Genomic DNA, 13,642 nt, shown 5'->3' on the forward strand with positions numbered 1-13,642 from the left:
CCACCGACAACGCGATGCCGAATATCCGCGGGAACCTGCGGGCCTCGGTTAGCGTCAGCACCTCTGGGTGGCGCTCACGAGGGGACAGCTGTGACCGATCCGACCGGACGACGGGCCGAGCTGGAGGCGCGCAACGCGGCCATGCGCGAGCAGGTCGACTCCCTCCTGGTCGAGCTCAAGAAGAAGACCGCCGAGTTGCGCGAGACGCAGGCGCAGGCCATGGCGATCACCGCGACCGCGGCGTCCAAGGACGGCTCCGTGCGGGCCACCGTCGACTCCGCGGGCGCGTTGACGTCGCTGGAGTTCTCGGCCAACGCCTTCGAGCGCACCACGCCGGACAAGCTGGCCCGGCTCACCGCGGAGACGGTGCGGCAGGCCGTCGCCCTGGCGCGGACCGAGCTGAACGAGGTGTTGGCGCCCGCGCGGCAGGGTCCGAGCATCGACCTGTCGGAGATGCTGCCGGGCGTGCCGTCGTTGGCCGACCTCATCCCCCAGCCGCCCGTCGTGCCGCAGCCGTCGACGCAACCGCGTCGGTCCGCGCCTGCTCCCGACGATGACGACGGCGACAGCATCATGGACAGGAGCGGCTGGTGAGCGGGTTCGACGTCAGTGTGTCCGGGCTGCGGCGCGGCGCGGGTCAGTTCGGTGCGGCGGGTGACTCGCTGGGCGGCGTCTTACAGGCGCTGAACTCCGCGTTGCAGGCCGAGGGGCAGTGCTGGGGCGGCGACGAGTCCGGGCAGGCGTTCGCCAAGCAGTACGTGCCGAACTCGCAGGCCACGTTGGAGGCCTTCGGCAACCTCGCGCAGGCCCTTGGCGACATCCGCACCGGCGTGGAGCAGACCGCCGATGCCTACGAGGGTTCCGACCAGGGCAACGCGACCGGGATCTCCCGGACTTACTGAGGGGCACTGCGGTGGGCATCGAGATCCCGAGCGAAGTCACGTGGCTCTTCCCGATCGTGGTCGGGCAGAGCTGGCCGGAAGGTGACGAGACGGCGTTGCGGCGGATGGCGGACGCCTACCGCACGGCCGCGCAGGGCGTGAAGTCGGTGATCGACGAGGGCAACGGCGCGGCGTCCACCGTGTTCGCGAGCCAGACCGGCGAGGCGGTCAAGCGGTTCGAGGAGTACTGGAAGAAGTTCACCGACGGTGACGACTCCTACCTGCCGAAGTTGCAGAAGATCTGCGAGCAGCTGGCGGAGAGTTGCGACAACACCGCGCTGGAGGTGGAGTACACCAAGCTGTCGATCATCGCGTCGCTGATCGCGCTGGCGATCGAGATCGCCGCGCTGATCGCCGCGGCGTTCGGCACGTTCGGCGCGACGACGGCGGGCATCCCGATCGCGCAGCAGGCGACGCGGCTGATCGTGCAGTTCACGTTCCGGCAGCTGATCATCGCGATCCTGAAGGAAGTGGCGATCTCGGTCGGTATCGACGCGGCCATCCAGGCCGTGCAGGTGGCTCGTGGCGACCGGGAGTCGTGGGACTGGGGCAAGACCACCGAGGCGGCGGTCTCGGGCGTGGTGTCCGGTCTGGTCGGCGGTGTGTCGGGTGGGCTGAAGTTCGAGGGTGGCGGGCTGGCCGGGCAGGTGGCGGTCGGCGCGACGCGTGGTGCGGTCGAGGGCGCGGTGTCCACGGTCGGCACGGCGGTCGCGATGGGGCAGGACATCTCGGCGCGCGACGTGTTGATGGGTGCGTCGGCCGGTGCGGTGTCCGGTGGGATCGGTGGGGCGAAGGACGGGATCTCGGTCGATCCGCCGCGGATCAACCCCGGTGGTCCCGACGGCGGGCCGCCGAACCTCGGGCCGGTGCCGGGTGCCCTTCCCGGTGCGCCGGGCGGTTCGCCGAGCGGCGTGCCGGGCGGTTCGCCCGCCGGACCGCCGGTGAACCGCGACGCGCTGAACCGGCCGCTGGCGGGCACGACCGCGACCTCGGCCGTGGCCGCGCCGACCGCTCCGGCGGGGCCGAGGGTGGGTCCGCCGCCTTCGGTCGGCGGTGACTCCTCGCCCGGCACGCCTGGTGGTTCTCCGGCGCCCGCGGCGTTCGGCGGCCCTCCGGCCGGTACGCCTGGTGGGCGCGGTGGTGCTTCGCTGCCGACGTCGCCGGGTGGCGGTTCGGCCGGACCTTCGATCGGTAGCCGGCTCGGCTCGGGCTCGGGCGGTCCGCTGCCCACGGGTGGTCCGGTGCCGACGAGTGCTCCCGGTGGTTCGGCCGGCGGCTCGGCTCCCGGTGGTGCCGGGCCTCGGGTGCCCGGCGGGATGCCGGCCGGCGGTCCGGTGCCGGGCGGGTCGTCGTTCACGCCCGGTTCGGCTGGTTCGCCGAACGGGTTGAGCTCGGCTCCTGGTGCGACGCCTGCTGGTGCGACGCCTCCGGGCGGTGCCGCGGGGGCCGGTCTTCGGCCTGGTGCGGGCATGCCTGGTGCCGGCATGCCGGGCGGTGCGGTACCTGGCGGTGCTGTGCCTGGCGGATCGGCGCCCGGTGGGTTTGCGGCGAACGGGTCTGCCGCCACCGGGACCGTGCCGGGTGGGGCCACGCCGACCGGCGCTGTGCCGGGTGGGGCTGTGCCTGGCGGATCGTCGTTCGGTGGGGCGACGCCTGGTGGTCCGGCGGTTGGCGGGCAGACGCCGGGCGGGCAGACGCCGGGTGGTATTGCTTCCGGTAGTCCGGTCCCGGGCAGCGCGACACCCGGTGGATCGGTGCCGGGTGGATCGGTGCCGGGTGGTGCGACGCCTGGCGGGCCTGTGCCGGGTGGGTCGTTGCCGGGTGGTCCGACGACTGGTGCTGTGCCTGGTGGTGCGGTGCCTGGTGGGGCTACCACCGGCGGGCCGGTTCCGGGTGGCGCGCCCGTTGGCGGGGCTACGGCCGGTGGGCCTGTCGGTGGCGGTGTGATTGCCGGTGGGGTGCCGCTCGGTGGTGGCATGCCTGGTGGTTCAGCGCCTGGTGGGTCGGTGTCCGGTGGGTCGTCGCTCGGGGGATCCACGCCGGGTGGGCCGGTGTCCACGGGTGGGCCTGCGGCCGGTGTCGCGCCTACCGGTGCTGCGCCTGCGACGACTGGGCCTGCGACGGGTGGGCCTGCGGTTGGTGGGCCCGCGCCGGGTGCCGGCCCTGCTAACCCTGGCCCTGCGGGGTCTGCTGGCGCTCCGATGGCCGGTGCGGCGGGTGGTATGGCGCCTGCGACCGGTGTGGGTGGGGCGCCTGGTGGGCGTGGGCCCACGCCGGCCGCCGGCGGGTTCTCGCCCGATGCTTCTCCGGCTCCCGCCACTCCCGCCTCCACTCCCGCCCCTTCCGGCCGGGATCAGCACGTTCGGGGGAACGACGCGGTCAGCGCCAGTTCCCTGACCGGGATGCCGGTCCAGCCGCTGCCGACCACCGGTCCCGGGTCGTTGCCCGAGCAGCGCGGTCCGGTGTCCACCGCGCCGTCGCAGACGCCCACGCTCCCGTCGCAGCCCGGCGGGTTCGGGCCGCAACCGGGTGGGTTCGGGCCGCAGCCCGGTGGGCCCGCGCCTGCCGGACCGCAGCCAGGCAGCCCGCAACCTGCCGGCCCGCAACCAGGCGGCTCGGCCGCGCCGGCTCGTCCGGAAGCCTCGGCACCGGCACGCGCCCCGGAGCCCGCCGCACGTTCCGCCGCGCCCGCGCCCACGGCTCCGATCCGCACCGACGGTCCCGCGCCCGCCGCTCGCGGCACGGACGGGCCGACACCGACCAGCGACGGGCCCGCGCCAACAACGGAAGGGCCGAAGGCGGACGGGCCGAAGCCGGACAGCACCCCGTCCGACAGCACCCCGCCCGACACCGCGCCGGACACCGGGGACACCACGAACGGCACCGAGCCGCCGGCCGACCTGGTCGGCGCGCCCGGTGACGAGCACTCCCCGGCCTCCAGCCACGAGTGGCCCGCCGACACCACGACCGACATCACCCCCAGCACCGACAGCACGACCAGCACCGACAGCACCGGCACGGATCCGTTCCCCCAGAAGAACGTCTGGAACCAACCGGCAGGTGTCGTCCCCGGCTTCTCCCACAACGGCGACTACGTCCCCGTCCACGAGAGCACCGGCCCCACGGACCAATCCGTCGGCACCTACGACCAGCGCGCCGCCGCCCTGATCGAGCCGACCTACCAGCCCTACGGCCCGTACGGCGACTACCAGTCGTTCCGCGACGCCCACTCCAAGCCCGACGGCAGCATCGACTGGCCGCCGAACCAGGGCGCGGACGGCGCGCGGGTGGTCGTGGAACTGCCCGCGGGCACCGTGCTCGACCGCTTCGGCAGCCCGAACGGCGACTTCCTCTCGCCCCTGCGCCCGGACGGCCAGGCCTACGGGTTCGGCGAGCGCGCGATCATGCCGGACAGCCTCGGCAAGGGCTACCACGTCTACGTCCTGGACGCCCCCCTCACCGTCGAGCTCGCCCAGGTCGCCCCCGCCTTCGACCAGAACGGCGGCGCGCGCCAGCTCCAGCCGGTCCTCGACGCGGCCCTCGTCGACCCGGCCACCGGCAAGATGAGCGTCCAGCGCCTGATCGACCTGGGCGTCCTGCACGAGGTCGACGTGCCGCCCGCCGACGGTCGCGTGCTGCCACCCGACTTCGGCACGTTCGACCGCGACGGCAACGTGGTCAAACCCGACACCGCCACCGTCGCCGAGGCACAGCAGGGCGCCTTCGCCGACCACCCGCCCGTCGACCGACCGGCCGACACGCCGAACCCCGACCTCGGCCCGGTCTCCCACGACGGCCCGATCCCGCTCGGCGAGGTGTCCCAGCGCGTCGACCAGGCGATCCGCAACAGCCAGGTCACCGACTCGGGCGTCGCGCTGCACACCGAGGACCGCCTCCGCGACCTGTCCGGGCGCATCCCGGCCACCGACGGCCAGGTCGTCCTCGACGTCCACACCGACGGTGACGGCGTCCGCATCGGCGACACCCACTACACCCGCGCCGAGCTCGTCCAGCTGATCGGCAACCACCCCGACCTGGCCGGCCGCACGATCCTGTTCGTCGGCTGCGACGCGGGCGCGGGCGGCGAGAACAGCCTGGCCGCGCACGTGGCGCGGGAGACCGGGCAGCGGGTCATCGCGCCGGACAGCCTGGCCTGGTCCGACCGGGACGGCAACGTCTACGCCGGCTCGCCGAACGAGGCGGGCACCGGCCCGAAGCTCCCGCCGGACGGCGGCTGGCACGCCTTCGAGCCCGACGGCACGCACGCGCCGACCGGCGAGCACGGGATGCCGCCCGGCCACGAGCCCAAGGGCGACCTGGCCACCGACGACCAGGCGCACCGCGGCCGGCTCGACATCGAGCCGCAGGTGCAGCAGCCGTGGACGGCCCCCGAGACCACGCACCAGCAGGACGTCCGGCTGCGCGACGACCAGTCGTTCTTCAACAGCGGCCAGGACCTGCCCAGGGACACCCGCGTCACCATCCGCGGCGAGGACGGCACCGTGCGCACCGTCGTGCACGTCGACGCCGACGGCCGGGTCCACGTCGACGCCATCGCGCCGAACACCCGCCACGGCGACAACCCCGAGGTCCGCCACCCCGCGCCGAACGCCCACTACCGCGTGGAGGTCGGCCACCGGCACGACGTCTTCGTGGCCAACGCCGACGGCACCCGGCAGACCACCCAGGACACCATCAAGGTCGGCGACCGGACCGTCACCGTCGACCGCGCGGTGATCATCGAGCCGATCCCCGAGCCCGCCAACGGCCGCCGGACGATCGACCGCGACCACCCGCTGGCGCCGGGACCGGACGAGGCGTTCACCGCCCGCACCGACCTGCCGCCGAACACGCGCATGGAGGTCCACGACACCGACGGCACGTACCGCGGCACGGTGCAGACCGACGCCGACGGCAAGCCGAGGTGGGTGGCCGCGCCCGACTACCTGTCCACCGACGTCCGCAACCCCGAGGTGGGGCACACCTCGCAGGGCACGAACTACAACATCGACCGCGGCCCGCTGCACCAGGAGTTCACCACCAACGCCGACGGCCACCCGCAGAACGCGGTCGAGCGCGCCGAGCCGGCCACGACCAGGCAGACCCCGGTGGACGACGTCAAGCAGGGCGAGCCGTTCAGCCGACCCGGCCAGGTGCACGACCCGAACACCGAGTACCTGGTCACCGACGAGCACGGCCAGCACCGCGGCCGGTTCCTCACCGACGAGTCCGGTCACGTGGTGTTCGAGGACACGCACTCCGGCCAGCGCAGCCGGGTCAACGCCGAGATCACCCAGGCCCCGGCGCACGCGCAGGTCACCTCCGACGGCTTCTACGGCCTCGGCACGGCCCAGAACCCGACCCGGAGCTGGCCGACGCCCGTCAACGGCGAGGTCGAGCTGGCCGTGCAGCGCACCAGGACCGACGACGGGTACGCCTACTCCGTGCAGGTCGTCAGCGGGAACACCAGCGGCTGGACGCCCGCGCAGCACGCGGCCGTGACGCGGCCGTTCAGCAACTCCGACCCGTTCGCGGCCCGCGCCGACCTGCCGCCGAACACCCGGTTCGTGCTGGACGACCACAAGAAGCAGGGCTACGGCACGTTCCAGACCGGCGACGACGGCTCGACCGCGCACGTGCACACGTTCCGGCCGTTCAGCCCCGACCTCAACAACCCACTGCCCAACGCCGTGCTGGTCGCCGACAACGACGCGTGGCGCGGCCGCACCAACGGCGACGGCGAGACGGTCGCGACGACCGGTCGGCCCGACCTGAGATCCGGCGGCGCGATCCGGCGCGACGGCACCGCCCAGCTCGACGTCGGCGGTCACGGCGAGGTGGACGCGGACGGCAAGAAGCTCTCCGACGGCGGCCACCACCAGGGCAACGAGACCGGCGGACCCGGTGAGGCGGCGAACCAGTCGAGCCAGCAGCGCGACGAGAACCAGGGCAACAAGCGGCCCGCGTTCGCCACCGCCGAGACCTGGCACCGGATGGAGCGGGACCGCGCGAAGTTCATGAAGTCCGGCGGTACCGTCGAGATGATCGACACGTTCGCACTGCGCGACCCGCTGCAACGCCACCCGCACACGTACCAGACGCGGTGGCGTGTGACGCTCGCCGACGGCACCACCGAGATCTACGTCAGGAGCTACCCGAATGAGCACAACGCAGCCCTCTGGCCGGCCGACTTCTGAGCAGCGCCACGACGAGCTGCTCCAGCACATCGGCGGCATGCTGCTGGACGCTGCTCCGGACGGCTTCCGGCGGATCGACCTGCTGGTGCGGATGACCGTGGCCGTGCAGGACGCGACGCTGAAGGTCTACCTGCCCGACCGCAGCACCCCCGAGGTGATGCCGCCGGAAGGGCTCAACGCCGCGTTCCAGGAGATGCGGCAGGTGCTGTACCAGCCGGGCCGCGGCACGTGGTTCTCCGCGCGGTGCGTGGTGAACGCGCCGGTCCGCATCGACATCACCTACAACTTCGACCACGACCCGCGGTTCGACCCGCCCGTGCCGGCCGCGGACTTCGCCCGTGACCTCCAGGTCTTCCCCCGCGACGAGGCCTTCATCCCCGACTGGCTGCGCGCCAAGCTGGTCGAGGCGAGCGAGACGACCGAGGAGCAGAACGCATGACCGCACCGCAGCTGGACGTCGAGGACCAGAACGCGATCCTCGGCTCCGTCACCACCCTGCTGGTGCAGCGCCTGCCCGGCGACTGGGAGCAGCTGTTCGTCGACGTCCGGATGGTGGGCCGCTACCTGGAGACGCAGGTCTCCGGGCTGACCATGTACGGCTCGTCGTTCGACTGGGAGCTGCCGCCCGAGGCGCTGCCGTTCTTCGTGCAGCTGCGCGACGGCATGGCGCGGCCCGGCCACGGCACGTGGTTGTCGATGAAGTTCCACCTCGTGCACCCCGACACGTACTCGGCGGAGTTCGACCGGGACGGCGAGCCGGACTGGACGCAGCCGCCCGCGCCGCAGTACTACGCCGAAGAGCTGGAGCTCTACCCGCGCGACGACGACGCCCTCCCGGCGTGGCTGCGGGAACGGGCGGGGCTGGGCCCGGCCAGTGGCACCGTGATCGCCGCGCCGCTGTTCGACGGGCCGGACCCCGCGGTGCACGACCGGCCCGGCGTGCACCCGCAGGAGCTGGACGACGTGCTGGCCTACCTGGAGAACGCGCCGATCGTGCTGGCCGCGCGCTCCTACGGCCCGGACGCGCTCAAGCCGGACGCGACGCCGTCCGTGCCGCTGTCCTTCCACACCGACGGCACCTGGGTGTGGCCCGGCGGCGTCGCGTACTACCTGCGCAACCACCACGTGCCGCCGGTGCCACAGCTGGTGCAGCACATCCGGGACAACGACTACCGCGTGCCGCCGGTCGCGCCCGAGGCGGAGCGGGCGGCCACCGCCGTGGCCACCGGGCAGGCCGAGGGCGCGCCGCTGCCCGAGCACGAGCCGCGCGTGATCACCGAGGTCGACCAGCGCGCGCTCGACCACCTCAAGGAGCGGCTGGAGCACTTCGGGGTGGCCGAGTCCGAGTACGGCATCGTGGCGCCGAAGCCGGACGCGTTCGTGCTCGAACCCGCGCCCGGCCGGTCCGGCTGGCAGGTCCAGTTCTGGGACGCCGACCGCGGCCCGCACGGCCGGCCGCGCGTCTACGAGCACGCGGTGGACGCGGCGAAGGTGCTGCTGGCCGAGCTGCTGTGGCGGGCCGACCTGGACCGGACGCGGGCGGCGGCGGACACCGGCGCGCTGGTGCTGCCGGTCGCGGACATCCAGCCCTTGCCCGACGAGCCGCCGCTGTCGCTGTTCCGGGACCGCGAGAACGTGGTGGTCCCGGTCGGTGTCGAGCTGGATCGGTTCGGCGCGGAGTCGGGCAACCTCGTCTACGCGGCCGGGACGATGTTCGGTCACCGCTCGCTGCCACCGGATTGGCTGAACCGCCGCTACCACGTGTACCGGGTGCAGAAGCCGGTGCCCGCGCTGAAGGGCGTCGCGGTGCCGTGGTTCGGGCAGGTCGGGGGCGGCACCGGCTACTTCCTGGCGAGCTCCGTGCACGACCTGCTGGCCGACGGGAGCCTGGTCGAGGTGCCCGCGGCGGCGATCCAGCAGCCGCAACCGGGGGTCTAGGGTCCGTCGCGCCGCGTCATTACTCCGTTCGGCTCAGCGGGGCCACGTGCGGGCACGGTGAGTCGCGGGGGAAGATGATGCACGTGTCCGAGCTGAAGCCGCTGAACCCGACCGAGCAGGATGCGCTGGTCAAGCAGATCGGCCTGACGCTGATGCGGGCCGCCCCGGAGGAGTGGCGGCACGTGACCGCGGAGTACCGCGCGACCGGCCGGTACTTCGAGCTGGCCGCCGAGGTGCGCACCGCCGACGGCGCACTGCGTGCCTGGTCACCGCCCCAGGAGGTGGCCGGGCTGTTCTCGCGGTTGCGCGCGGGCATGTACCGGGACGGCCGGGGCAGCTGGTCCAACGCCCGCTACCAGCTCGACCACCCGTCCAGCTACAACCTGGACTTCGACCGCGCCGAGCCGTCCTGGACCACGCCACCGCCGCCGCAGGCGTACCTGGACGAGATGCGGTTCTTCCCGCGCACCGACGAGAACGTGCCGGACTGGCTGCGCCGACGCCTCCAGCAGGCCTCGCCGCCGCCTCCGCCTCCCGCCGACCAGCCGCAGCCCCCGCGCGCGTTCCGCACGGCCAGGGTGTTCGACGGCGCCGGTCCCGGCGGGCGCCCGTCGGTGAACCGGCCGCCGGTCGCCGAGGCCGACCGCGACCTGCTGCTGAGCTACCTGGACCGGGCGCCGGTCGCGGTGATCGGCCGCGGGTTCGACGCCGACGTGCTGAACCCGGACGCGCCGTCGGTGGTGCCGGTGGGGTTCCAGACCGACGGGCACTGGATCTGGCCCGCCGCCGTCGGCTACTACCTGCGGGCCTACGGCGTGCCGCCGGAGCCGGAGCTGGTGGAGCAGGCCAAGGCGCAGGACTTCGTGCTGCCCGAGGTGACCGAGGAGGCACGGGTCGCCGCCGCGGCGAACCTGGGCGCGCCCGCCGCGCCGCAGGGCACCGAGCTGCCGGTGGCCGAACCCCTGCCCGTGCCGGTCGAGCCGCCGGTCGAGGTCGGCGCGACCGTGGCCGCGCCGCTGCCGGAGCTGCTCGCGGACGACGAGCCGCGGCAGGCCGAGGACACCGGTGGGCCGGTGGACGTCGAGGAGACCGCGAACCTCACCGAGCTCAAGCCGGAGGTCGTCGAGTACGCGCAGGACGGTCCGCCGTACCGGGTGCGGTTCGACGAGGACGGTCCGGTGATCGACGACCGGTACCGGCGCGAGTCCTACGTCGAGGGGATGGACCTGTTCGCGCCGACCGCGTACGAGCGCGAGCCGGGGGACACCCAGACCTGGAACCCGTTCACCGACGACGAGCCGGAGACCGGACCCGCCGAGCAGACCGCCGAGGTCGAGGCGGTCACCGACGAGCCCGCGCACGACGAGCGGCACGAGCAGCCGGCCGAGCCCGAGCCGGAGCTCGTCGAGGAGCAGGCGCCCGAGCCCGAGTCGCGGCACTCCGCCGACGAGGCCGAGGTCACCGCCGAGTTCGAGGTCGACCAGGCCCGCCTCTACGCGCCGGAACGCCACGACGAGCCGCTCGACGTGCACGAGGACGCCCGCTTCGGCGACCACGACGAGCAGGCGTTCATCGAGCCGGACCAGCCGCCGTTCACCGAGCAGGCCCACGACGACCGGCACGACGAGCCCGAATCCCGGTTCGCCGACCACGCCGACCACGACGAGCACGAAGACCACGCCGTCCATCCCGACCACGCCGATCGCGAGATCCACGAGCTCCACGAGATCCCCGAAACGCACGAGCGCCACGACGAGCCCGCCGACCAGCCGCCGTTCGTCGAGCAGGTGCCGCCGCCGTTCGCGGACCAGTCGACCCGGTTCGCCGAGGCCGTGCAGCCGTTCGACGACGTGAGCCCGCCCGTGGTGCCCGCACCGGGCCTGGTGCCGCCGCCTCCGCCGGTCCAGCCGCCGAAGCCGGTCGAGCCGCGCCAGGTCACGCCGGAGGAGGAGCGCGAGCTGTCCGCGATCCGCCGCGCGCTGGACGAGCTCGACGTGCCGCCCGCCGCCTACCGGTTCGGCGAGCCGGCCGACCGCAGCTGGCTGCTGCGCACCGAGGGCCAGGACTGGGAGGTGTCGTGGTTCGACCGCGGCCCGACCAACCCGGTCCGCTTCGACCGGCTGGAGGACGCCGCCGCGTACCTGACCGGCAAGCTGGTGCTGGCCAACCGGCGCGTGCCCCGCCCGGCCCCGATGCCGCCCCCGCCGCCGCAGCAGCAGCGCCCCCGCCCGCCGATGAACGTGAACAACGGGTTCCGCGAGGAGCAGCCGCCCCCGCCGCGTCGGCACGTGCCGCAGCCGCCGGTCCCGGCACAGGCCGCGGCGCACCCCTCGGGCACCACCACGTCCACCCAGGAGCCGAAGCCCCAGCGGTCGTGGCCGATCAACCCGATGAACGGCGAGCCGCCGCTCACCCTGTTCCGGCACAAGAAGATGGTCGAGCTGCCCGCCGGCACGGAGGTGGACCGGTTCGGCGAGGGCGAGGGCAACCTCCTCTACGCCGCGGGCACCCCGTTCCCGCAGCGCTCGCTGGTGCCGTCGTGGATCAACCGCCCGTACCACGTGTACCGGCTGCGCCGGCCGGTCGAGGTGCTGACCGGTGTCGCGGTGCCGTGGTTCGAGCAGCCCGGTGGCGGCACCGCCTACCTGATGCCGAAGACGGTCGACGACATGATCGCCGACGGCGTGCTGGTCGAGGTCGCGGGCCAGGAGGCCCCGCCCACCCACTAGCCGACGCGCCCGCTAGCCGGCGTGCCCGCTAGCCGACGCGCACCCCGTGCGCCGCGGCGAAGGCGACGGCCGTGTCCAGGTCCACCCGCGCACCGCGCAGGGTGGCCTGGACGAGCCCGTCGGCGTCCAGCCGCGCGCCGCGCAGGTCGGCGCCCTCGAACCGGCACCCGCGCAGCCGGGCGCCGGTCAGGTCGGCGTCGCGCAGGTCCGCGTCCCGCAGGTCGGCGCCCTCCAGGTTGGCCTCGCGCAACCGCATCCCGCGCAGCGACGCCTTCCGCAGCACGGCGCCGGACAGCCCGGCGAGCGTGAGATCGGTCTCCTCCAAGGCGATCGGCCGCATCGCGCAGTCCACGAACACCGACCCGAGCCACGAGCACCCGGTGAACCCGGCGGACGCGAGCACCGCCCGGTCGAACCGGCACGACCGGAACGCGCTCGCCCGGTGCGCGGAACCGCCCAGGTCGGTCCGGTCGAACGCGCACTCGGTGAACGTGCACCCGGACGTGGTCACCCCGCGCAGGTCGGCCTCGGTGAAGTCGCACCGGACGTACGACCGGCCCTCCCAGCTCTGCCCGCGCATGACCGCGTCGGAGTAGTCCTCGCCGATGATGTCCACTGTCACACCTTGTCATCGTGGCGCAGTTGGTAACCTCCGACCTGCCGGGCAACCCGCCCGGTGCGCGGTCCCGGAGTAGAGACCGCCGCTGACAGGTCGTCAGCCTGCCTAGTGGTCGTGCCCGAGGACTGAAGCCACAACATTCGGGAAGGCACATGACCCGCACGCCCGTGAACGTCACCGTCACCGGTGCGGCCGGCCAGATCGGCTACGCACTGCTGTTCCGCATCGCCTCCGGCCACCTGCTCGGCCCCGATGTCCCGGTCCGCCTCCGCCTGCTGGAGATCCCGCAGGCCGTGAAGGCCGCCGAGGGCACCGCGATGGAGCTGGACGACTGCGCGTTCCCGCTGCTGTCCGGCATCGACATCACCGACGACGCCAAGACCGCCTTCGACGGCGTGAACGTGGCGCTGCTGGTCGGCGCCCGCCCGCGCACCAAGGGCATGGAGCGCGGCGACCTGCTGGAGGCCAACGGCGGCATCTTCAAGCCGCAGGGCGAGGCGATCAACGCGGGCGCGGCGGACGACGTGCGCGTGCTGGTCGTCGGCAACCCGGCCAACACCAACGCCCTGATCGCCCAGCGGCACGCGCCCGACGTGCCCGCCGAGCGGTTCACCGCGATGACCCGCCTCGACCACAACCGGGCGCTGTCGCAGCTGGCCAAGAAGCTCGGGGTGTCGGTCACCGACATCAAGAAGCTGACCATCTGGGGCAACCACTCGGCCACCCAGTACCCCGACCTGTTCCACGCCGAGGTCAACGGCCGCAACGCGGCCGAGGCGGTGAACGACCAGGCCTGGCTGGAGAACGAGTTCATCCCGACCGTGGCCAAGCGCGGCGCGGCGATCATCGAGGCGCGCGGCGCGTCCTCGGCGGCGTCGGCGGCGAACGCGGCGATCGACCACGTCCACGACTGGGTCAACGGCACCGCCGAGGGCGACTGGGTGTCGATGGCCATCCCGTCGGACGGCTCGTACGGCGTGCCGGAGGGCATCATCTCGTCGTTCCCGGTCACCGTGACCGACGGCAAGTACTCGATCGTGCAGGGCCTGGAGATCGACGACTTCTCCCGCGCCCGCATCGACGCCTCCGCGGCCGAGCTGGTCGAGGAGCGCGACGCGGTCAAGGCCCTCGGCCTGATCTGAGTCGAAGCCCCGGGACTCGAAGCACCCCGGGGCGAAGCACACAGGATCGAAGTACGCGGGAGGGCCGCCGCCGGTG

Annotated in this window: 9 protein-coding genes and 1 pseudogene; 9 read left to right on the forward strand and 1 reads right to left on the reverse strand. The window is 73.6% G+C overall.

From position 1 onward, the window contains the following. Positions 1 to 90 precede the first annotated feature (90 nt). The 8 genes and pseudogenes from ACYVLT_RS17010 (at position 91) to ACYVLT_RS17045 (ending at position 11,805) form a co-directional block, all read left to right on the forward strand. Complete coding sequence (locus ACYVLT_RS17010; RefSeq protein WP_461121178.1) at positions 91 to 594, forward strand: YbaB/EbfC family nucleoid-associated protein; 504 nt, start codon at positions 91 to 93, stop codon at positions 592 to 594. Then, entirely contained in the window at positions 591 to 902 is a 312-nt protein-coding gene (locus ACYVLT_RS17015; RefSeq protein ID WP_360458991.1) for a WXG100 family type VII secretion target, read from the forward strand. The genes ACYVLT_RS17010 and ACYVLT_RS17015 overlap by 4 nt, the downstream gene beginning before the upstream one ends. A gap of 56 nt (positions 903 to 958) precedes the next feature. Continuing rightward, positions 959 to 1,303, forward strand: a pseudogene (locus ACYVLT_RS17020) (WXG100-like domain-containing protein); the annotation flags it as partial. Positions 1,304 to 2,717: 1,414 nt separating this feature from the next. Next, positions 2,718 to 2,888, forward strand: a complete 171-nt coding sequence (locus tag ACYVLT_RS17025; RefSeq protein ID WP_461122274.1) for a hypothetical protein — start codon at positions 2,718 to 2,720, stop codon at positions 2,886 to 2,888. Positions 2,889 to 3,343: 455 nt separating this feature from the next. Further along, a complete protein-coding gene (locus ACYVLT_RS17030) occupies positions 3,344 to 7,138 on the forward strand; it encodes a glycohydrolase toxin TNT-related protein (RefSeq protein WP_461122228.1) in 3,795 nt (1,264 codons plus the stop codon). Further along, positions 7,101 to 7,577: a hypothetical protein gene (locus tag ACYVLT_RS17035; RefSeq protein WP_461121179.1), complete on the forward strand. Its 477-nt coding sequence runs from the start codon at positions 7,101 to 7,103 to the stop codon at positions 7,575 to 7,577. The genes ACYVLT_RS17030 and ACYVLT_RS17035 overlap by 38 nt, the downstream gene beginning before the upstream one ends. Then, complete coding sequence (locus ACYVLT_RS17040; RefSeq protein ID WP_461121180.1) at positions 7,574 to 9,076, forward strand: TNT domain-containing protein; 1,503 nt, start codon at positions 7,574 to 7,576, stop codon at positions 9,074 to 9,076. Before ACYVLT_RS17035 ends, ACYVLT_RS17040 begins: the two co-directional genes overlap by 4 nt. Positions 9,077 to 9,159: 83 nt before the next feature. Further along, on the forward strand, positions 9,160 to 11,805 hold the full coding sequence (locus ACYVLT_RS17045) for a TNT domain-containing protein (protein WP_461121181.1): 2,646 nt from the start codon (positions 9,160 to 9,162) through the stop codon (positions 11,803 to 11,805). A 28-nt stretch (positions 11,806 to 11,833) separates the two neighbouring features. On the opposite strand, the gene ACYVLT_RS17050 is transcribed toward ACYVLT_RS17045, so the two are convergent. Then, positions 11,834 to 12,385: a pentapeptide repeat-containing protein gene (locus ACYVLT_RS17050; RefSeq protein WP_461122229.1), complete on the reverse strand. Its 552-nt coding sequence runs from the start codon at positions 12,383 to 12,385 to the stop codon at positions 11,834 to 11,836. Positions 12,386 to 12,576: 191 nt separating this feature from the next. On the opposite strand from ACYVLT_RS17050, the gene ACYVLT_RS17055 reads away from it, so the two are divergent. Next, positions 12,577 to 13,566, forward strand: coding sequence for a malate dehydrogenase (locus ACYVLT_RS17055; protein WP_461121182.1), 990 nt, complete (start codon positions 12,577 to 12,579; stop codon positions 13,564 to 13,566). The last annotated feature ends 76 nt before the right edge of the window (positions 13,567 to 13,642 follow it).

This window comes from Saccharothrix stipae (assembly GCF_054781895.1).